Here is a 20,630-nt window from a genome sequence, read left to right as displayed (position 1 = left end):
AATGTACATTTCAAAATCATTCATACCAATACTAAAAAATAACCCATCAGAAGCAAAAATTAAATCACATCAATTAATGCTTAGAGTAGGAATGATTAAGCAATCTTCCGCGGGTATTTATTCTTGGTTACCATTGGGTTTTAAGGTAATGAAAAAAATTGAACAAATAGTTAGAGAAGAGCAGAACAAAATTGGTGCTCAAGAAATACTTATGCCAACTATTCAACCTAGTGATATTTGGAAAGAAAGTGGTCGTTACGACGACTATGGAGATGAAATGCTTCGCATTAAAGATAGACAAGGTAGGGAGATGCTTTATGGCCCAACCAACGAAGAGCTAGTAACAGACATATTTAGATCAAGTGTTAAATCTTATAAATCATTACCTCAATTACTGTACCACATACAATGGAAATTTAGAGACGAAGTTAGACCAAGATTTGGAATTATGAGAGGTAGGGAATTTTACATGAAGGATGCATATTCTTTTGATGTAAACGATGAAGATGCAACTTTCTCGTATAATAAATTCTTTTTCTCATACTTAAAAACATTTAAAAGATTGGAACTTTCAGCAATACCAATGGCTGCTGATACAGGACCTATTGGTGGAAACCTTTCTCATGAATTTATTATTTTAGCAGATACTGGTGAAAGTAAAATTTTTACTGATAAAAGAATTTTTGATTTAGATAGTAAAGGTTCAATCATGGATAGAAAATCCTTAGAAGATCTAAGAAAAAAATATGAACAGTATTATTCAGTTGCTGATGAAAAATTTAATAAAGACGAATTCGAAAAAGAAGTGTCTGAAGAAAATAGACTAATTACCAAAGGTATTGAAGTAGGTCATATTTTTTATTTTGGAGATAAATATTCAAAAGCTTTAAATGCAGCAGTAGATCTTCCGGGTGGTAAAAAAGATTTTGTTAAAATGGGATCGTATGGAATTGGTGTATCAAGACTAGTTGGTGCAATTATAGAAGCAAAATATGATGAAAAAGAAGAAATAATGAAATGGCCATTCTCTGTGGCACCATACGAACTTGCCATAATACCCATGATTAATAAAAATGACACATCGGCATTAGACAAAGCAAAAAAACTTTTTAAGCATTTTGAAATTAAAAATATTGATACAATTATTGATGATATGGATGAAAATCTTTCATCTAAAATTAAAAAATTTAATTTGATAGGTGTGCCTTATCAAATAATTTTAGGAAAAAAATCAGATGGTGATTTATTAGAATTTAAAGAAATTGGAAAAAATCCCAAAAGTTTAACCATAGATCAAATAACTCAAATTTTAACTGAACAAAAATTAAAAAATTGATTTCTGCATTAGAAAAAGAAATTACACTTAGATATCTAAAAACCAGAAAAAAAGACGGTTTTTTAAATATAATATCTATTTTTTCATTTATCGGAATTAGCTTAGGAGTTGCAGTGTTAATTATTGTGATGTCTGTTATGAATGGCTTTAGAACTGAGTTAATTAATAAGATTGTAGGATTTAATGCTCATGTTACCGTTAAGCCATATGAGAGCCCTATTAGTCTAGAACAATTAAATAATAAAAATTTGAAATTAATTTCAGAAGAATTAATACTTAGTAATTCTGGTGAAGCAATTGTCATTAGTAAAGACTACACCAAAGGCCTAATTTTAAGAGGTTACAGCAGTGAAAACTTTTTAAAACTTGATGTTGTGAAAAAAGGTAACTTAATTGATAAATCAAGTCAATTAACAAAGAATTCGATATCAATAGGTAAAGAATTAAGTTTTAATTTAGATCTTGGTGTGGGTGATAAAGTATCAATTATGTCTCCAGTAGGCATAGAAACGATTATAGGAAGCTTACCTAGACAAGAAACTTTTATTATTAGTTCAATTTTTGATAGCGGTTTAGCCGATTTTGATGCCAACATAGCTTTCATAAATTTAGACACATTGGAAAATTTTTTTAATCTTAAAAAAGAAAAGCGTAACCTAGAAATTTATTTGAACAACCCATCAAATATTAAAGAAGAAAAAAATAAAATTCAAAAAATATTCAAAAATGAATTTGTATATAGTTGGGCTGATATGAATAGTTCATTGTTTTCTGCGTTAAAGGTTGAAAGAAATGTAATGTTTATAATCTTATCTTTGATTATTATAGTGGCTGCTTTTAATATTATTTCTGGGCTTACAATTCTGGTAAAAAATAAAACAAGAGATATAGCTATATTAAAGTCAATCGGCGTCCTAAATAAATCCATTGTTAAGATATTTTTTCTTGTCGGAGTTATTATTGGAACTACAGCAACTTTCTTTGGAATTTTTTTAGGTGTAATGTTTTCTTTGTATATAGAAAACTTGAGAGAGTTTTTAAGCAACACATTTAATATTAGTTTGTTTCCTGAGGAGATTTATTTTTTAAGCACAATGCCTTCAGAAATCAACCCGACTTCAATTTTTATTATTTCCCTTTGTTCGATCTTTATAACAATTATTGTTTCAATTTTTCCTGCAATAAAAGCTTCAAAATTAGACCCAGTTAAAGGACTTAAGTATGAATAATTTGATATCATTAAAGAACATTTCAAAATCTTTTTCTAACAATAGAAAAATAAATGTTTTAAAAAAAATAAATTATTCTTTTGTAAAAGGTAAGATTTATTCTGTAGTTGGTCCATCCGGATCGGGAAAATCTACGTTATTAAATGTTTTATCAATGATAGATAAACCTACTACTGGTTCTTTGTTAGTTGGTAATACACCAGTTAACTTTAACGATAATTCAAAAAATGATAAAATTAGATCAAGTAAAATTGGGATTATCTATCAACAAAATAATTTACTTCCAGATTTTACTGCATTAGAAAATGTTTATTTAGCTGGTCTAGCTTTAACCAATGACAAAAGGAATTCAATCATTCGAGCTAAAAAAGTTATAAAAACAATGGGTCTTTCATCACGTGAGTCACATTTTCCTTCGGAATTATCAGGGGGTGAGATGCAAAGAATTGCAATGGCTAGAGCACTCATTAATGAGCCTGAAATTATATTAGCAGATGAGCCTACTGGCAGTTTAGATCACAATACCGCCAAAGATGTTTTTAATGTTTTGTATAATTTGAAAAATAAAAATAGATTAATAATCTATGCAACTCATAATAGATTTTTTGCAAATATGGCTGATTGCAAATTAGAAATGATTGATGGTAATATAAGGACTATCAATGCCAGAATTAAGTAATCAAAACTTTAATCATTTAAAGATTCACACACAGTATTCAATCTGTGAAGGAGCTATCAAAATTGATAATTTAAAAGATTTCTGTAAAGAAAAAAAAATACCTTGTCTGGGTCTTTCAGATACATCCAATTTATGTGGTGCACTGGAGTTTGCTGAAAATATTTCTAAGGTTGGTACACAACCAATTATTGGTACTCAAATTTATTTTAGATTTGAAGATACGACAGGACTATTACCCTTGATAGCTCTTAACGAAAATGGATATAAGAGAATCATAGAGCTCTCCTCAAGATCTTACCTTGAAAATGATGCTTTATCTGACCCTCATTTAGATATTAAGGAACTTTTAATAGATACGGAAGGTGTGTCCTTACTTTCTGGAACTATTCAAGGTTTATTTGGTAAATTATTTGAAAAAGGTCGTTTAGATGAAATATCAAAACTATATAAGAATTTATCATCAAAATTTAATGATAACTTTTACTTAGAAATTCAAAGGCACGGTGATCAAAATGAAATTGCTTTTGAAAAATTTAATTTAGAACAATCTTTAAAAATTAAAATACCAATTATTGCCACTAATGAAGTTTATTATTTAACATCTGACATGCACGAAGCTCATGATGCATTAACTTGCATTGGCTCTAAAACCTACGTTAATGAAAAAAATAGAACTAAGTACAGCAATCAACATTACTTTAAGTCTAATGAAGAAATGTCAGAATTGTTCTCAGATCTTCCTGAGGCCTTAGAGAATAATTTGAACTTGCCATTCAAATGTAATTTTAGACCACAATTTTCTAAACCAGTATTGCCAAATATCAGCTCTGAAAAAGGTGGTAGTGCCGATGAAATACTTAAAAAAGATTCATTGGATGGGCTGAAAGAAAAATTTATAAAAGTTTTTAAGATTGAACAAAATAATTTACATAATAATGATAAATTTTTAAAATATAAAGACAGATTAGATCATGAACTAAAAATCATTATTGAAATGAAATATCCCAGTTATTTCTTAATTGTCTCTGATTATATTAAGTGGGCTAAGAATAACGATATTCCAGTAGGACCTGGCAGAGGGTCTGGAGCAGGTTCACTTGTTGCCTGGTGCTTGTCTATTACAGATGTAGACCCAATAAAATTTAATTTGATATTTGAAAGATTTTTAAACCCTGATCGTGTATCGATGCCTGACTTTGATATAGATTTCTGTGAGGAAAAAAGAGATCTTGTTTTCAAGTATTTAACAACTAAATATAAAGACAGTGTTGCACACATAATCACTTTTGGTAAATTAAAAGCAAGAATGGTTATTAGAGATGTTGGTAGAGTACTAGGTTTGCCATATGGTTTTGTTGATAGTATTTCAAAAATGATACCATTTGATCCTTCAAGACCACAAAGTTTAGCTGAATGTATTAATAGTGAGCCACGACTTCAAAAATTAGTTAAAGAAGATCCTCGTGTAAAAAAATTAACTGATCTTTCTTTAAAACTAGAAGGCTTGAATAGAAATGTAGCAACTCATGCTGCCGGTGTCGTAATTGCAGATAGAAAATTAACAGATGTTGTCCCTTTATACAAAGATGCATCGGCTGATTTATTACTACCATCTACACAATTTGACATGTATTCAGCAGAAAATGCTGGTTTAATTAAGTTTGATTTTTTAGGTTTAAAAACTTTAACTGTAATTAATAGAACTCAAAAATTAATTAATAAGAAAGTTAAAGACTTTAAAATTGAAGACATTGATTTTGAAGATAAAAAAGTTTTTGACCTATTGTCTTCTGGCCATACAGTTGGATTATTCCAGGTGGAGAGTGCTGGGATGCGTGAAGCGTTATTACAGATGAAACCTAATCATATTGAAGACATCATTGCATTAGTTGCTCTTTATCGTCCAGGACCTATGAGCAACATACCAGTTTATAACGACTGTAAGCATGGTAGACAAACACCAGATTACTTACATCCATTGCTAGAGGATATCCTTAAACCAACATACGGTGTTATTATTTATCAAGAACAAGTGATGCAAATTGCTCAAAAACTCTCTGGGTTTACAGCGGGTGAAGCTGATATTTTAAGAAGAGCTATGGGTAAAAAGAAGAGAGCAGAACTAGAAAAGCAAAAACAAGGTTTTATTGCTGGTGCTCTTAAAAAAGGAATTAGCAAAGATGTTGCTGCAGGTATATTTTTAAAGATTGAACCATTTGCTGAATATGGTTTTAATAAAAGTCACGCTGCAGCTTATGCAATAATCTCATATCAAACTGCTTTTTTAAAAACTTATTATCCAATGGAATTTTTTGCAGCATCCATGACAATGGATTTATCAAATCAAAATAAACTTGGAGAATTTCATGAAGAACTTAAGAGAATTGATATTAAAGTTGTACGCCCAGATATTAATAAATGTTTTGCAGATTTTCAATTTGATGAAAATAACTTCTATTATGCGTTAGGTGGCATTAAGAGTGTAGGCTATGAAGCCATATCAAACGTTGTTAAAGAAAGAAAAGAAAATGGTGAATTTAAATCAATAAATGACTTTTTAAATAGGGTTAACCCTAAAGATATTAATAAACTACAATTAGAAGGTTTAGTTAAAGCTGGGGCTTTCGATAATATAGATAACAATAGACAGGCATTATTTAATTCAATTCCAAATTTTATTCTTAAAACAAAAAATATTTATGAAAATAAAGCAGCAAATCAAATTGACCTTTTCGACTCTGATGAAGAACAGGATAATGAAATAGTTCTTAATATTGAGGATTGGAAATTTGAAGATAGATTGTCTAGAGAGTTTGAGGCTGTAGGTTTTTTTATATCAGATCACCCATTAAATCAGTTTAAAGAAATTTTTGATGATTACAAAATAGTTGATTATGCAAAATTTAATTTGGATGATAATATAAAAGATGCAAATATTGCAGCAACACTTTTAAAAATTACCGAAAGAAAAACTGCAAAGGGTAATTCATATGGTGTTATCAAATTTACAGATTTATCCAGTGTTTTTGAGCTCTTTATTTTTTCTGATATTCTGGAATTAAATAGAGAGTCTCTTATAGAGGGTAATTCTTTAATTATAACCTTAATCAAAACTATTTCTAATGATGAAAGTAGATTTAAAAGAATAAATGTTCAAAAAATAGCTTCACTTAAAGATCTTTTTAATAAACCTGTTAATGAAATTATATTCAATATTAAGTCTGTTAATGACATCGCTAAAATATCTGATTTAGTAAATGAAGAAGGTACAACAGAAGTAAAAATTAATATTAAAGATGAAAATAACGATATTAGCTTTAAACTTAAAAATAGACGGTTTATTGATAGAAAAGCCATAAATATCTTAAGAAAGAGTGATATTTCTACCATTATTAGGTAAAAAAGACTTGTTTGTTTTACAAATAATTTGTAAATAGCTCTTAAATTAAATTAACACTCACACAGTTTGTGGTTTTATACCTCCGGTCCTTAAGTGGAAATTACTGTGGTGGCTTAACCGGGAATAAATATGAAAATACCAAGTCTAACTATCCAACAATTATTAGAAGCAGGCGTTCACTTAGGTCACAAGACTTTAAGATGGAACCCAAAGATGAAAAAATATATCTTTGGCAAAAGAGATTCAATTCACATTATTGATTTAACTCAAACATTAGAATTAACAAATGTAGCTTTAGAAAAAGTCTACAATACTATTGCTAATAACGGTAAAATTCTTTTTGTATCAACTAAAAAACAAGCATCAGAGGCTATTGCAGAAATAGCAAAAGAAACTGGCCAATATTTTGTAAATTACAGATGGTTAGGTGGAATGTTAACTAACTGGGGAACTATTTCTGGTTCAATTAAAAAGATGAAGAAATATGAAGCTGACCTTGTAGCTGAAAATAGAGGCTTTACAAAAAAAGAACTATTAAAAATGAGTGTCAAAAAAGACAAATTAGAAAGAGCTCTAGGTGGAATTGCTGAAATGAAAAAAGTTCCAGATCTAGTTTTTATTATTGATACAAACTATGAATCTTTAGCTATTGCAGAAGCATCTAAATTAGGTATTCCAATTTGTGCAATATTAGATAGTAACTCAAATCCAGATGGAATTGATTTTCCAATTCCTGGCAATGATGATGCTAGAAGAGCAATTGACCTTTATTGTAATTTAATTAAAGAAACTATTGAAAATGCAAAAAAAGCATCTCCATCTAAAACAGAAGAAAAACTAGAAGTTGAAGATGTTAAGGTAAATGAAAAATCTACAAAAACTGTTCAAGAATTAGATAGAGAAAAATTAGATGCTAAATTTTCAAAAAAAGAAAAGGAAAAGTTGAATTAATATGAGTGATATTGAAAAAGTAAAACAACTCAGGGAAGCAACGGGTGCTGGTTTTAAAGATTGCAATCTAGCAGTTAAAGAATCTGATGGGGATTTAGATAAAGCAGTAGAAATTTTAAGAGTTAAGGGTATTTCCAAAGCTTCTAAAAAAATGTCCAGAGACGCCAAAGAAGGTGTCATAGCAACCTCTGGAGATGAAAATAAGATTTCCGTTTTAGAGCTTAATTGTGAGACTGACTTTGTTGCTAAAAATGATGAGTTTGTTTCTTTTGCGAAAGAAATAAGTGAATTAAATAATAAAATTAATTCTGATTTAGATAAATTAAATAAATCTAATATGTCGAATGGTAAAACTGTTGAAGATAACCTTGTTTCATTAATTGCAAAAATGGGTGAAAAAATAACAGTTGGTAAAGCTAAGACATTTAACCACTCAGGTGCTAAAAATTTCAATTATTTACATACCGTAGTTAAAGATAATTTATCTAAATTATCAGTTATAGCGTCACTTAAGACTTCCGATGAGAGTGATGCTGTTAAAGTTTTTGGCAAACAACTTTCAATGCATATTGCAGCATCTAATCCTTTGGCTTTAAGTTCAGATTTGATTGATAAAGATATACTCCAAAAAGAGCAAGACCTTGTAACAGAGGAGTTAAAAAGCTCCGGAAAACCGGAGGAGATTGCACAAAAAATTAGCTTAGGTAAAATGAGTAAATTTAAAGAGGAAAATTCCTTGTTAACACAGGCCTGGGTTATGGAGCCTAAAAAGAAAGTGCAAGATATTGTAAAAGAGCTTAATATCCCTGACTTAAGGATTTATGATTTCTTTAGAATTAAAATAGGTGAATAAATGTTTAATGAAAAAACATACAGCCAAAAAATGGATAAAACCATTGAGGTTTTTTCAAAAGAATTAACATCATTAAGAACTGGAAGAGCAAATGCCTCAATGCTAGACCTTGTTAAAGTTGATGTTTATGGACAGGCGATGCCATTAAATCAAGTTTCCAGCATAACAACACCAGATCCACGAACAATCAATATTCAAGTTTGGGACCTTAATAACGTGCCATTAGTAGATTCTGCCATCAAAAAGTCTGAGCTTGGTTTAAACCCTCAAATAGATGGTCAATTAATTAGGTTGCCAATTCCAGATTTGAATGAAGAGAGAAGAGTAGAAATTAAAAAAGTAATTAAGTCTATGGGTGAAAAATGTAAAATATCCATAAGAAACATAAGACGTGAAGCTAATGATGAATTAAAAAATTTAGTTAAAGATAAAGAAATTAGTGAGGACGATGAAAAAAAAAATGAAAAAATAGTACAAGCATTTACAGATGAGCATATTAAAGCAATAGATCAAAAAGTTGAAAATAAAGAAAAAGAAATAATGACTATATGAACCCAATTAAACATGTTGCCGTCATTATGGATGGAAACGGAAGATGGGGTATTTCACATAAAGGTTCAAGAAATTTAGGACACAGAGAAGGTTTAAATACAGTAGAAGTTATAATTGAAGAATGCATTAAAGAAAAAATTAAGTATTTAACCCTTTACACCTTCTCGACTGAAAATTGGAAAAGACCTAAAAAAGAAATAAAGTATCTATTTATTTTATTGGAGAATTTTTTATTAAAAAGAATTGATGAATTAATTGAAAAAAATATAAAACTCAGATTTATAGGGGAATTAAATAAACTACCATCAACTCTTAAAAATTTAATCAAATTGTCTGAAGAAAAAACATCACAAAATACTGCGGTACAGGTTAATATAGCTTTAAATTATGGTTCTAAAAATGAACTAATAAATGCATTAAAGATGATTAATAAAAAGAATATTACGATAAATGAAAAAAACATTGATAAAAATTTATTTACCAACAGTATTCCTAACCCAGATCTAATGATTAGAACTGGTAACACTCAAAGATTAAGTAATTTTATGCTATGGCAGTTAGCATATACAGAAATTTTTTTTGAAAAAAAACTATGGCCAGATTTTAAAAAAAAAGATTTTAGAAAAATATTATCTAAATTTATAAGTATTAAAAGAAATTTTGGTTCCATCTAATGAGTACAGAATTAAAAAAAAGAATTATTACATCATTAATGTTATTGGCATTGTTAATGCTAATGTACTTTTATTCATTTATAATGATTATTTCATTGATCATTATAGCCATGATCTGTTGGGTAGAATTTTATGCTTTAATATCTAAAATAATTAAAAAAGATTCAATCAAAGGTAAATTCTTTAGATTTTTATATAAATCTACTTCTTTATTATATTTTTCGTTATTAATATTTTTTCTAATTTATATTGAAACTTATCATTCAAACTTAAGTATTTATATCCTGTATTCTATACTTGTAGCAATATTTTCTGATATTGGTGGTTTTGTATTTGGTAAAATTTTTAAAGGAAAAAAACTTACAAAAATAAGTCCTAACAAAACTATATCTGGGTCTATCGGATCCTTTGTTTTATCGTTATCATTAATTCCTTTTTTTTATAATGTATTAGTAGATCATAATCTTCTAATATTGTCTTTAGTTACAATCCTAATATCTTTTTTTTCCCAACTTGGGGATTTGTGTATTTCCTTTTTAAAAAGAAAAGCTAAAGTCAAACATACAAGCAATATATTGCCTGGTCATGGAGGTCTTCTTGATAGGGTCGATGGAATAATTTTTACAATTCCAATGGGATTTGTATTATTAAATTTTATATAAAATGAAAAAAATAGTTATTTTAGGGTCAACAGGATCTATAGGCATTTCTCTAATCAATATTTTAAAAAAAAATAAGAGGCAATTTAAAATAGAATTACTTACTGCAAATAAAAATTATAAAAAATTAATAAAACAAATTAAATTCTTTAATGTCAAAAATGTTATTATTACTGACAAGAAGTCATTTCTTATTACCAAAGAAATTCTAAAAAATAAGAATATTAATATTTATAATGATTTTAATTCTTTATCAAAAATATTAAAAAATAAAAATATTGACTATACAATGAGTGCTATTTCTGGCTTTGATGGCTTAGAACCAACTTTAAATATAATTAGATTCACAAAAATTATAGCTATAGCAAATAAGGAATCGATAATATGTGGTTGGTGTTTGATTAAAAAACAATTAAATAAATTTAACACTAAGTTTATGCCAATAGATTCAGAGCACTTTTCTATCTATGCTTTAATTGATGATATAAAAAGCAACAATCTAGAAAAAGTTTACATTACAGCATCTGGCGGTCCTTTTAGAAAATACCCTTTAAAATTTTTTAAAAATATAACACTTAAAAAAGCATTAAATCATCCTAATTGGTCAATGGGTAAAAAAATATCCATAGACTCTGCAACGATGATGAATAAAGTTTTTGAAGTAATAGAAGCAAAAAAAATATTCAATCTTAAATATAATCAATTAGAAATATTAATTCATTCACAATCATACCTTCATGCAATGGTTAAATTTAAAAATGGATTAACTAAACTTCTAATACATGATACTAATATGACTATTCCAATTTTTAATTCACTTTATCCTAAATTTGAAAATAACATTATTTCAAAAAAACTCGAGATAAAGAAATTAAACACACTAGATCTACAAGAAATTAGTCAAAAAAGATTTCCCGTAATATCAATTATTAAAAAGCTTAAAGATACTGATTCATTATTTGAAACTGTGATAGTTGTTGCAAATGATTGTTTAGTGAATTTATTTATTCAAAAAAAAATAAAATTTATAGATATTTCAAATAATTTATTAAAAATTCTAAATAGAAAAGAATTTATTAAATATAAGCTTATAAAGCCTAAAAATATAGATGAAATTAACAAATTATCTAATTATGTAAGTTTGAAAATTAACTCTATGAGTATATAAGTCTTTCAATGATCAGATTTCTTTTAATTATACTGTGTTCTTTTTCCCTTCATATCTCCGCAGTATATTCAAAAAATTATAATAAAATTAAAATTGATGGCAATTTGAGAATATCCGATGAGACAATTATAGTTTTTTCTGAACTTCCTGATAAAAAATTTTTAGATGAAAATTCATTAAATTTGATTTTAAAAAGATTATTCAATACTGGTTTTTTTAAAGATATTAGCATTAAAATTGAAACGGATGTACTAAAAATCGATGTAATTGAAAATCCAATAATACAATCTGTACTTTTTGAAGGCCTTAAATCAAAAACTTTAATAGGTGAATTGAGTGATACACTAACCCTGAAAGATAGATCTTCATTTAATATCGCGAAAGTAAGAAATGATGAAATAAGAATGGTTAATTTGTTAAAGGATAAGGGTTACTATTTTCCAAAAATAATAACTACTGTCACAGACTTAAAAAAAAATAAAGTTAATCTAACCTATTTTATTGATATAGGAAAAAAGTCTAAAATTTCAAAAATCTCATTCATTGGAGATAAGAAAATCAAAGATAATAAACTCAGAAGTATAATAATAAGCGAAGAATATAAATTCTGGAAATTTATCTCTGGCAAAAAATTTCTTAATGAAGACTTAATTAATTTTGACAAAAAATTATTAAATAACTTTTACAAAAATAATGGGTTTTACAATGTTAATATAGAATCTACATTTGCTAACTATTTGGGTAGCGATGAATTTGAACTTATTTACAACATTTCTTCAGGAGAGAAATTTATTTTTAACGACTTGTCTCTAAATCTTCCTATAGATTATGACATAAATGATTTTTCAAAACTCAATAAAATTTTTGATAAAATGAGGGGCGAGGTATACTCTTTAAATTCTATAGATAAAATTCTTAATGAGATTGATAAAATTACACTCGAAAACCGATACGAATTTTTGACATCTGATGTTAATGAAGAAATTATTGATAATTTAATAAACTTAACTTTTAATATTAAAGAATCTGAAAAGTTTTATGTAGAAAAAATTAATATATTTGGTAACAATATTACTCGTGAAGACGTGATTAGAAACAATCTAGAAGTAGATGAAGGTGATCCATTTAATAATTTACTCCACGCAAAATCTATTAATAACCTAAAAGCATTAAATTTTTTTCGTACAGTCAGCGCCGAAGTATTAGATGGATCTATTACGAATCAAAAAATTATAAATATTCAAGTTGATGAGAAACCTACAGGGGAAATAAGTGCAGGTGCAGGTATTGGTTCTGATGGTGGATCTGTTGGCTTCAGTGTTAAGGAAAATAATTTTTTAGGTAGAGGGATAACGTTTGCTTCAGATTTAACTCTTAGTGCTGGTTCTGTTAAAGGATTGATGTCATTAAATAACCCAAACTATCATGGTTCAAATAAATCACTAAATTTTTCTTTAGAAAGTAGTGTTTCTGATCGCTTGAAAGATTTTGGTTATAAATCTAATAAAGCAGGATTTTCTGTAGGTTCAGGATTTGAATATTATAACAATTTATTTCTTAATTTGGGAATTTCATCTTATATTGAAAAATTAGAGACTGATGCTACAGCCTCGGCATCCATGTTAAAACAAAAAGGAAATTACTTTGATACCTTTTTTAATTATAATTTTGATTATGATACACGAAATCAAAAATTCCAAACTAGTGATGGATTTAGAAGTAAATTTTCTCAATACGTTCCTTTGATTAGTGATAATTATTCACTAACAAGTTCTTACGATTACAAAATTTACAATCAATGGTTAAATGAAAATGTTGCAACATTTTCATTTTATGTCAGCACCACGAATTCTTTATCAAATAAGAATGTCAAATTATCTGAAAGATTATTTTTACCATCGAGTAAACTAAGAGGTTTTGAGAGAGGGAAGGTAGGACCAAAAGATGGAACAGACCACATAGGAGGAAATAATTCAATGGCCATGAATGTTGCAACAACCCTGCCTAAAATATTTTCAAATTTTGAAGAGGTTGATTTTTCTATATTTATGGATGCGGCAAATGTTTGGGGAATTGATTATAGTTCAAGTTTATCTGACAGTAGTAAGATCAGATCTTCAGTGGGACTTGCCATCAATTTATTTACTCCAGTAGGACCTTTAAGCTTTGTAATAGCAGAACCATTAACTAAAAATAATGGTGATATTACAGAATCTTTTAGATTTAATCTTGGAACCACATTCTAATGTTTAAACTTCCTCTAATTGTAATTTCTACTGTCTTGTTTGGTTTTATATTCACTAGTGCTAACTCAGATATTTCCTTTATAGACATGGATAAAGTATTAATCTCAACTAAAGTTGGCTCTTCAGTTGTAAAGCAAATTATTGAAATTGAGAAAGCTAATTCAGCGGAATTTAAAAAAAAAGAAGAAGAGCTCAAAGATAAAGAGGCAAAAATTATTGCTCAAAAAAATATTTTAGATTCAGAGGAATTCAAAAAAAAGGTAAGTAATTTAAGATCACAAATAAATGATTATAATTTAAACCGTCAAAAAATCTTAAAAAACATTAACAAAAAAAAAATTGATAACACTAAAGAATTATTAAAACTAATTAATCCATTCCTTGTAAAATACTCAGAAGATAATTCTATTTCTATAATTTTACAAAAAAAAGATATAATTGTTGGTAAGAGCAATTTAGATATTACAAATGATGTTATAAAAATAATTGATAAGAATATTTCTAAATTTAAAATTAAATAAATGGAAGAAAAATTTCTAGATAAACAACAGATAGCTAGTTTATTACCTCATAGAGAGCCAATGCTTTTAATAGATGAACTTCATGATATAGAAAAACTAACTTCAGCCACGGCTATTGTTTATGTTAAAACAGATAGTTTTTTTGTTCAGGGACATTTCCCCGAAAATCCAATTATGCCAGGTGTTCTTATTGTTGAGGCTTTTGGCCAATCAGCTGCAGCATTGACAGCTCACGGATTAGATAAAGAAACTTATGATAATAAATTAGTTTTTCTTATGGGTATTGAAAAAGCTAGATTTAGAAAACCAGTTATACCTAATTGCAAGTTAGAACTTAAAATACAGGCTGTTAGAACACATGGTAGAGTTTGGAAGTATAAAGGTGAAGCATTTGTAGGTGAAGAAAAAATGGCTGATGCTCAATGGTCAGCAACTATTGTTGACAAGAAATAATTAGCAATATTTCTTGATAATCTTTTTTTTTATTTTTTGATAAAATAAGAAAGTGATTAATCCTTTTTTTAATAATTGTGGTCCTTTTAAAATATTCAATATATTTGATGCAAGTATTGATTGTCCATTCTCATTTGAAAATTCATCAAACGACAATGATATAATTCATGACGTCAAAAATTTAAATGAAGCAACTTCTAGAGATATTACTTTTTTTCATTCTATTAAATATAAAGACTTAGCCATTAATACCAATGCTCGTGCCTGCATAACTAAAAAAGAATTTTTTCATTTACTTCCAGACGAATGTATTAAAATATCTTGTGATAATATTCTTTTATTAACAGCCATAATTACAGCTAAATTTTACCCTGACTCAATAACTGATAATAATAATTATGATTTATTGAATATTAATGAAAAATTTAAAAGAATTATTTCTGGGAAAAATACTCTGGTTGCTAATAATGTGATCATTGGTAAAAATACTAAAATTGGTCATAATACTTTAATTGAAAATAATGTTAAGATTGGAAATGATTGCTTTATAGGGTCGAATGTTATCCTTAGAAATGCGATCATTGAAGACAATGTCCATATTCTTGATGGTGCTATAGTAGGAAAAAAAGGCTTTGGTTTTATTCCTATAAATTTAAAAAATCATAGGTATCCTCATATAGGTTATGTTCATATTAAAAAAAATAGTGAAATTGGATGTGGTTCCACAATTGATAGAGGGTCATTATCCGTAACTACGATAGGTGAAAATACTTATCTTGATAACCAAGTTCATATTGCTCATAATGTTAAAATTGGAAACAACTGTATTATAGCAGGACAAGTCGGAATTGCAGGTAGTAGTATTTTAGGAAATAATGTTATGATTGGAGGTCAGGCGGGCATTTCTGGTCATTTAAAAATTGGTAATAATGTTCAAATTGGTGGGGGTAGCGGCGTTATTAAAGACATCCCTGACAACTCTAAAGTTATGGGATATCCAGCAAAAGATTTTAAAAAATTTATAAGAGAAGGTAGATAAAATGATACACAAGACAGCGGTAATTGATTCTAAAGCAAAGATATCTTCTAAAGCAAGTATAGGAGCTTACACAGTCATTGGTCCAAATGTTTCAATTGATGATGATGTAAAAATACATGCGCATGTAAATATTTGTGGAAACACTAAAATAGGTAAGGGGAATATAATTTATCCATTCGCATCAATTGGAAATGATCCTCAGGATTTGAAATATAATGGAGATGAAACTAGCTTAATCATTGGAAATAATAACAAGATAAGAGAGTATGTTACAATCAACCCTGGTACAATTGGTGGTGGAGGGCAAACTAAAATTGGAAACAATTGTTTGTTCATGGTTTCATCACATGTGGCACATGATTGTTTTGTTGGTAATAATGTGATTATAGCCAATAACGTCCCCTTAGGTGGTCACGCACATATAGAAGACAATGTCATAATAGGTGGAAACTCAGCCGTTCAGCAATTTACAAGAATTGGTAAAATGGCTATGATCGGTGGTATGTGTGGTGTTGTTAAGGATGTCATTCCTTATGGAATGGCTTTTGGTAACAGATGTGCATTACATGGGTTAAATTTAATAGGCTTAAGAAGAAAAGATATTCCAAACAAAGAGATATTATCTCTATCCGAAGCATACAAAGAAATTTTTAAAACAGAGAATCTCTCAGAAAACTTAGCCAATCTTAATAATAAATTTAATAATAACAGCTTAGTTAATGATATTATTGAATTTATAAACAAAGATAAGAAAAGACCAATTTGCACTCCTTATTCAAGTTAAAATTTAAAAATATAAAATCATGATTTGTTTAATCTTTGGTGACACTGACTTGCCAAATAAAATTTTAAGAAATATTGTTAAACAAAAAGTTAAATATTTTATAATTGACCTATCTAAAAAAAATATTTTTCAGAGTAACAAAAATTCAAATAGAATTAGCATAGGTCAGTTTGGTAAAATGATTAAGTTAATGAAACTATATAAGTGTAAAAAAGTTTTGTTTGCTGGAAAAATCAATAAACCAAAATTCTCTTCTTTAAGAATGGATATTAAAGGTTTTTACTATTTATCAAAAATAATAAAAGCATCAAGATTGGGTGACGCAGCAATTATTAAAATAATAATAAACATATTAAAAAAAGAAAAAATTAATGTAATTAGTTCAATAACCTTCAATCCTGAGCTTTCATTAAAAAAAGGTAATTATACAAAAACAAGACCTAATAAAACTGATTTATTTGAAATTAAAAAAGGAAAATTTTATCTCAATAAACTTAATGCTCATAATCATGTTCAGGGATTAGTTATGAGAGATAAAAAAATTTTTAAGACTGAAACCACTACAGGAACTAAAAAAATGCTTCAAGCAATTAAGCCTGATAAAAAAAAGGAAGGTATCCTAATAAAACTTCCAAAATTAAAACAAGATTTGCGTATTGACTTACCTACAATTGGATTTGATACTTTAAAAGATTGCAAAAAGGCTGGACTGAAAGGAATTGTCTTAAAACATAATAAAAATATTTTTTTAGACAAAGCAAAGTGTATTAAATTTGCAAATAAGAATAAAATTTTTATTAATATAATATGAAGAAAATATTTATAGTTACTGGTGAACCATCTGGAGATAAATTAGCATCAGCCATAATTTCTAAACTAAAAAAAAATAATCCTAATATTGAATATTTAGCTGTTGGGGGTTCCTGCCTTCAGTCACTTGGGGTTAAGTCAATTTTTGATCTAAAAGAAATTACATACCTAGGTTTTACTAGTGTTTTATTCAATATATTTAAAATTAGAAAAAGAATTGATAAAACCGTAAAAGAAATAATTAAGTTTCAACCGGATATTTTATTCACTGTGGATAGTCCCGATTTCACTCTCAGAGTTGCTGAGAGAGTTAAAAAAATTAATAAAAACATTAAAACAATTCATTATGTTGCACCACAAGTGTGGGTATGGAGAAAAAATAGAGTTAAAAAAATGAAAAAATTTATTGATCATATTCTATTATTATTTAACTTTGAAAAAAAATATTTTGATGATGAGAACATTAAAAATACCTTTGTGGGGCATCCACTGCTTGAAAATGCAAGTAAAGGTAAAACAGATCTAGATAATTTAATATCAAAAGATAAAAAGGTTATTTCTTTATTTCCAGGTAGTAGAAGTTCAGAAGTCAAAGTACTTTTACCTATATTAATTAATTTTGTTAAATTAATGAATAATAAATCAATGGATTATTTATTTGTATTTCATGCAACTCAGGAAAATAAAAATTTTATTGTCAACACAGTTAAAAATTTTAATATTGAAAATATTGATATAATTTCAGATGAAACTATTAAATTTCAAACTTTATTAAAATCAACTTTTGCAGTTTCAAAATCTGGCACCGTATCTCTACAAATAAGTAATGCTAATATTCCATCAATAATAATCTATAAATTGAACTTTATTAATTTTATGATTTTTAAACTTTTAATTAATGTAAAATTTGCAAATATTATCAATATTATTAATGAGAGAGAAGTTATTCCGGAACTCTTACAAAATGAATGTAACGCAAATGAAATTTATAAGAGTGTAACTTATTTACTTAATAAACCAGAACTTATAAATGAACAATTAATGGTTTGTAAAAAAACAATAGATGAAATTAAATCTAGAACATCTTCTGCTGAAGAGTCAGCTTCAATATTAGCTAAATATCTTGTTACTTAGTCTTTTTTGAATCTCATCTTTGCCTAAAGATATAATGATGTCATAGATGCCCGGTCCAAACTTAGAACCTGTTAAAGCTACTCTTAATGGCTGTCCTACACCTTTAAAATTTGTTTCATGATCTTTAATTAAATCACTTATTATAGGTTCTAATAATTCTTTATTAAGACTTGTTAATAACAAAATCTTATTTAAAAAATTGGCTATAATATTTTTTGCTTTTTCATCAATAAGTTTTAAATCATTTGGATTAAAACTAACCTCATCAAATATAATATACTTTGAATTATTATATATATCCTCCAAAGTTTTAGCTTTATTTTTTAAAAAAGTTAAAGATGCTTTAATTCTCTCCTCTTTTTCATCTGGAATTTTTTCTTTATAAAGTTTGGAGTATTGTGCAAGGTGATCGTATAGTTCATCTTCGCTGATACTTTTTATGTAATGCTCATTCATTGATAATATACGGTTAATATCTAATTTTGAAGGCGATTTACCTATTCCATCAAGGTTAAAATACTCAATACTTTCTTCTAAAGTAAATATCTCTTTATCTTTATATGACCACCCCAGTCTTAATAGATAGTTTCTTAGAGAAGCTGGCATTATGCCAATTTTAGAATAGTCATCAAGTGTTGAAGCATTATCTCTTTTGGATAGTTTCTTACCTTCTAAAGTATGAATTAAAGGAATATGTGCAAAATTTGGTAAGTCCCATTTCATTGATAAGTATATTTGCATCTGCTTAAAAGTATTTATCTTATGGTCATCACCTCTAATAATATGTGTCATGTTCATTTGATGATCATCAACTGTAGCTGATAAATTATATGTTGGAGTTCCATCATTTCTTAGAATAATAAAATCTTCTATAGTAATATTGTCTATCTCTACATTTCCTTGCACTAAGTCTTCTAGTATTGAAGAACCCTCAATTTTACTTTTAAATCTTACAACTGGTTTAATATCTTTTGGAGTGTCATCTTCATTTAATTCTCTACATTTCCTATTGTAGGTATAGGGAAGTTTTTTTTGTCTAGCTCTTTTCTTCTGAGCTTCTATTTCATCTGAAGAACAGTAACACTTGTAAGCATGACCATTTTTAAGTAATTCATTAGCAACACCAATATGATCATTTATTTTAGTTGATTGAATATACAGCTCTCCATCATGCTCTATACCAATCCATTTTAAAGATTTTATAATTTGATTTTTATGTTCATCTTTAGATCTTTCCTTGTCTGTGTCTTCAATTCTTAAATGAAAGGTTCCTTTTTTGTTTTTTGAATACAACCAACAAAATAAAGCAGTTCTCACACCACCAATATGAAGAGCTCCAGTAGGTGAGGGAGCAAATCTTGTTGCAACATTTGACATGTGTGACTTTTAGACTATTTTCTTAGAAGTTTCTATATAAAGATACCAGAACACCTTGAACCTTTACTCTATCAGGACCAAATATTTTAGTTTCATAGTTTCTATTTGCACTTTCAAGGGCAACTGTTTTGCCTTTTCTTCTAATTCTTTTTAGCATAGCTTCGTGCTCATCAATTAAAGCCACAACAATTTTACCATTTTCAGCAGTGTCAGATCTTTTAATAATAACTGTATCACCTTCGTTGATACCAGCTTCAATCATTGAATCACCTTGAACTTTAAGTCCAAAATATTGACCATTTTTCTCAAGGTTACTTGGAAGAGGTATTCTAGAAACCTCATTCTGTATTGCTTCAACAGGAGTTCCTGCTGCTATATTTCCTAACACAGGTATTTCCATTTCATTTATGTTATTATTCTCTGTATCTAAGCCTCCTTTAATAACACTTGGTGAAAAATTATTATAAATATCGTTAGCAGAAGCTGTTTCTGGAAGCTTTATGACCTCTAAAGCTCTTGCTTTATGAGGAAGTCTTCTAATAAATCCTCTTTCTTCTAAAGCGCTAATTAATCTATGTATCCCTGATTTAGATTTTAGATTAAGTGAATCTTTCATTTCTTCGTACGAGGGAGACACACCAGAGGCTCTCAATTTCTTGTTAATAAATAAAAGCAGGTTTTTTTGTTTTTTAGTTAGCATAAGAACAAATAAAGTACAAAATCTGTTCTACAAGTGTTCTTCTATTTTAACAATAGCTAAAAAGT

The 20,630-nt window shown here is 27.8% G+C and carries 19 protein-coding genes; 17 read left to right on the top strand and 2 right to left on the bottom strand.

Annotation, left to right across the window (positions count from 1 at the left end; translation table 11 throughout):
- The first annotated feature begins 1 nt into the window (after position 1).
- The 17 genes from proS to lpxB all read left to right on the top strand — a co-directional run bounded on the left by proS (position 2) and on the right by lpxB (position 18,488).
- Entirely contained in the window at positions 2-1,336 is a 1,335-nt protein-coding gene (gene proS / locus ABXT65_RS03725) for a proline--tRNA ligase (RefSeq protein WP_415322293.1), read from the top strand.
- Entirely contained in the window at positions 1,333-2,565 is a 1,233-nt protein-coding gene (locus ABXT65_RS03720) for an FtsX-like permease family protein (RefSeq protein WP_415322291.1), read from the top strand. The genes proS and ABXT65_RS03720 overlap by 4 nt, the downstream gene beginning before the upstream one ends.
- On the top strand, positions 2,558-3,244 hold the full coding sequence (locus ABXT65_RS03715; protein ID WP_415322290.1) for an ABC transporter ATP-binding protein: 687 nt from the start codon (positions 2,558-2,560) through the stop codon (positions 3,242-3,244). The genes ABXT65_RS03720 and ABXT65_RS03715 overlap by 8 nt, the downstream gene beginning before the upstream one ends.
- Positions 3,228-6,644: a DNA polymerase III subunit alpha gene (gene dnaE / locus ABXT65_RS03710; RefSeq protein WP_415322287.1), complete on the top strand. Its 3,417-nt coding sequence runs from the start codon at positions 3,228-3,230 to the stop codon at positions 6,642-6,644. Before ABXT65_RS03715 ends, dnaE begins: the two co-directional genes overlap by 17 nt.
- A 129-nt stretch (positions 6,645-6,773) precedes the next feature.
- Positions 6,774-7,595: a 30S ribosomal protein S2 gene (rpsB, locus tag ABXT65_RS03705; RefSeq protein WP_415324194.1), complete on the top strand. Its 822-nt coding sequence runs from the start codon at positions 6,774-6,776 to the stop codon at positions 7,593-7,595.
- Between the two features lies 1 nt (position 7,596).
- The gene (gene tsf, locus ABXT65_RS03700; RefSeq protein ID WP_415324193.1) at positions 7,597-8,448 is read left to right on the top strand and encodes a translation elongation factor Ts; all 852 of its coding nucleotides are present in this window, start codon (positions 7,597-7,599) and stop codon (positions 8,446-8,448) included.
- The gene (frr, locus tag ABXT65_RS03695; RefSeq protein ID WP_415324192.1) at positions 8,449-9,000 is read left to right on the top strand and encodes a ribosome recycling factor; all 552 of its coding nucleotides are present in this window, start codon (positions 8,449-8,451) and stop codon (positions 8,998-9,000) included.
- Positions 8,997-9,674 (top strand): polyprenyl diphosphate synthase, encoded by a 678-nt coding sequence (gene uppS, locus ABXT65_RS03690; protein WP_415324191.1) that lies wholly within the window; start codon positions 8,997-8,999, stop codon positions 9,672-9,674. The genes frr and uppS overlap by 4 nt, the downstream gene beginning before the upstream one ends.
- Positions 9,674-10,336, top strand: coding sequence for a phosphatidate cytidylyltransferase (locus ABXT65_RS03685; protein ID WP_415324190.1), 663 nt, complete (start codon positions 9,674-9,676; stop codon positions 10,334-10,336). Before uppS ends, ABXT65_RS03685 begins: the two co-directional genes overlap by 1 nt.
- A gap of 1 nt (position 10,337) precedes the next feature.
- Complete coding sequence (locus tag ABXT65_RS03680) at positions 10,338-11,501, top strand: 1-deoxy-D-xylulose-5-phosphate reductoisomerase (RefSeq protein ID WP_415324189.1); 1,164 nt, start codon at positions 10,338-10,340, stop codon at positions 11,499-11,501.
- A gap of 8 nt (positions 11,502-11,509) precedes the next feature.
- The gene (gene bamA, locus ABXT65_RS03675; RefSeq protein WP_415324188.1) at positions 11,510-13,747 is read left to right on the top strand and encodes an outer membrane protein assembly factor BamA; all 2,238 of its coding nucleotides are present in this window, start codon (positions 11,510-11,512) and stop codon (positions 13,745-13,747) included.
- Positions 13,747-14,268, top strand: a complete 522-nt coding sequence (locus tag ABXT65_RS03670) for an OmpH family outer membrane protein (protein WP_415324187.1) — start codon at positions 13,747-13,749, stop codon at positions 14,266-14,268. Before bamA ends, ABXT65_RS03670 begins: the two co-directional genes overlap by 1 nt.
- The gene (gene fabZ, locus ABXT65_RS03665; RefSeq protein ID WP_415324186.1) at positions 14,269-14,721 is read left to right on the top strand and encodes a 3-hydroxyacyl-ACP dehydratase FabZ; all 453 of its coding nucleotides are present in this window, start codon (positions 14,269-14,271) and stop codon (positions 14,719-14,721) included.
- Between the two features lie 52 nt (positions 14,722-14,773).
- Positions 14,774-15,760, top strand: coding sequence for a UDP-3-O-(3-hydroxymyristoyl)glucosamine N-acyltransferase (lpxD, locus tag ABXT65_RS03660; protein ID WP_415324185.1), 987 nt, complete (start codon positions 14,774-14,776; stop codon positions 15,758-15,760).
- A 1-nt stretch (position 15,761) separates the two neighbouring features.
- Positions 15,762-16,544, top strand: a complete 783-nt coding sequence (gene lpxA, locus ABXT65_RS03655; RefSeq protein WP_415324184.1) for an acyl-ACP--UDP-N-acetylglucosamine O-acyltransferase — start codon at positions 15,762-15,764, stop codon at positions 16,542-16,544.
- Positions 16,545-16,563: 19 nt separating this feature from the next.
- A complete protein-coding gene (lpxI, locus tag ABXT65_RS03650) occupies positions 16,564-17,355 on the top strand; it encodes a UDP-2,3-diacylglucosamine diphosphatase LpxI domain-containing protein (RefSeq protein WP_415324183.1) in 792 nt (263 codons plus the stop codon).
- Positions 17,352-18,488 carry a lipid-A-disaccharide synthase gene (gene lpxB / locus ABXT65_RS03645; RefSeq protein ID WP_415324182.1) on the top strand — a complete coding sequence of 379 codons (1,137 nt, stop codon included), beginning with the start codon at positions 17,352-17,354 and terminating at the stop codon, positions 18,486-18,488. Before lpxI ends, lpxB begins: the two co-directional genes overlap by 4 nt.
- Here the strand turns inward: lpxB and gltX are convergent.
- Positions 18,465-19,865, bottom strand: a complete 1,401-nt coding sequence (gene gltX, locus ABXT65_RS03640) for a glutamate--tRNA ligase (protein ID WP_415324181.1) — start codon at positions 19,863-19,865, stop codon at positions 18,465-18,467. The two genes, lpxB and gltX, sit on opposite strands and share 24 nt — an antisense overlap.
- 22 nt (positions 19,866-19,887) lie before the next feature.
- Positions 19,888-20,565, bottom strand: coding sequence for a transcriptional repressor LexA (lexA, locus tag ABXT65_RS03635; protein WP_415324180.1), 678 nt, complete (start codon positions 20,563-20,565; stop codon positions 19,888-19,890).
- Positions 20,566-20,630 lie beyond the last annotated feature (65 nt).

Source organism: Candidatus Pelagibacter sp. Uisw_127 (genome assembly GCF_047722515.1).
Classification (GTDB): domain Bacteria; phylum Pseudomonadota; class Alphaproteobacteria; order Pelagibacterales; family Pelagibacteraceae; genus Pelagibacter.
Note: the sequence above shows the minus strand (reverse complement) of the source record. Positions and strands in the feature narration are given on the sequence as shown.

Coding starts and splice junctions, on each gene's coding strand:
- proS (WP_415322293.1), top strand. CDS start 2: ATGTACATTTCAAAATCATTCATACCAATACTAAAAAATAACCCATCA.
- ABXT65_RS03715 (WP_415322290.1), top strand. CDS start 2,558: ATGAATAATTTGATATCATTAAAGAACATTTCAAAATCTTTTTCTAAC.
- dnaE (WP_415322287.1), top strand. CDS start 3,228: ATGCCAGAATTAAGTAATCAAAACTTTAATCATTTAAAGATTCACACA.
- rpsB (WP_415324194.1), top strand. CDS start 6,774: ATGAAAATACCAAGTCTAACTATCCAACAATTATTAGAAGCAGGCGTT.
- tsf (WP_415324193.1), top strand. CDS start 7,597: ATGAGTGATATTGAAAAAGTAAAACAACTCAGGGAAGCAACGGGTGCT.
- frr (WP_415324192.1), top strand. CDS start 8,449: ATGTTTAATGAAAAAACATACAGCCAAAAAATGGATAAAACCATTGAG.
- uppS (WP_415324191.1), top strand. CDS start 8,997: ATGAACCCAATTAAACATGTTGCCGTCATTATGGATGGAAACGGAAGA.
- ABXT65_RS03685 (WP_415324190.1), top strand. CDS start 9,674: ATGAGTACAGAATTAAAAAAAAGAATTATTACATCATTAATGTTATTG.
- ABXT65_RS03680 (WP_415324189.1), top strand. CDS start 10,338: ATGAAAAAAATAGTTATTTTAGGGTCAACAGGATCTATAGGCATTTCT.
- bamA (WP_415324188.1), top strand. CDS start 11,510: ATGATCAGATTTCTTTTAATTATACTGTGTTCTTTTTCCCTTCATATC.
- ABXT65_RS03670 (WP_415324187.1), top strand. CDS start 13,747: ATGTTTAAACTTCCTCTAATTGTAATTTCTACTGTCTTGTTTGGTTTT.
- fabZ (WP_415324186.1), top strand. CDS start 14,269: ATGGAAGAAAAATTTCTAGATAAACAACAGATAGCTAGTTTATTACCT.
- lpxA (WP_415324184.1), top strand. CDS start 15,762: ATGATACACAAGACAGCGGTAATTGATTCTAAAGCAAAGATATCTTCT.
- lpxI (WP_415324183.1), top strand. CDS start 16,564: ATGATTTGTTTAATCTTTGGTGACACTGACTTGCCAAATAAAATTTTA.
- lpxB (WP_415324182.1), top strand. CDS start 17,352: ATGAAGAAAATATTTATAGTTACTGGTGAACCATCTGGAGATAAATTA.
- gltX (WP_415324181.1), bottom strand. CDS start 19,865: ATGTCAAATGTTGCAACAAGATTTGCTCCCTCACCTACTGGAGCTCTT.
- lexA (WP_415324180.1), bottom strand. CDS start 20,565: ATGCTAACTAAAAAACAAAAAAACCTGCTTTTATTTATTAACAAGAAA.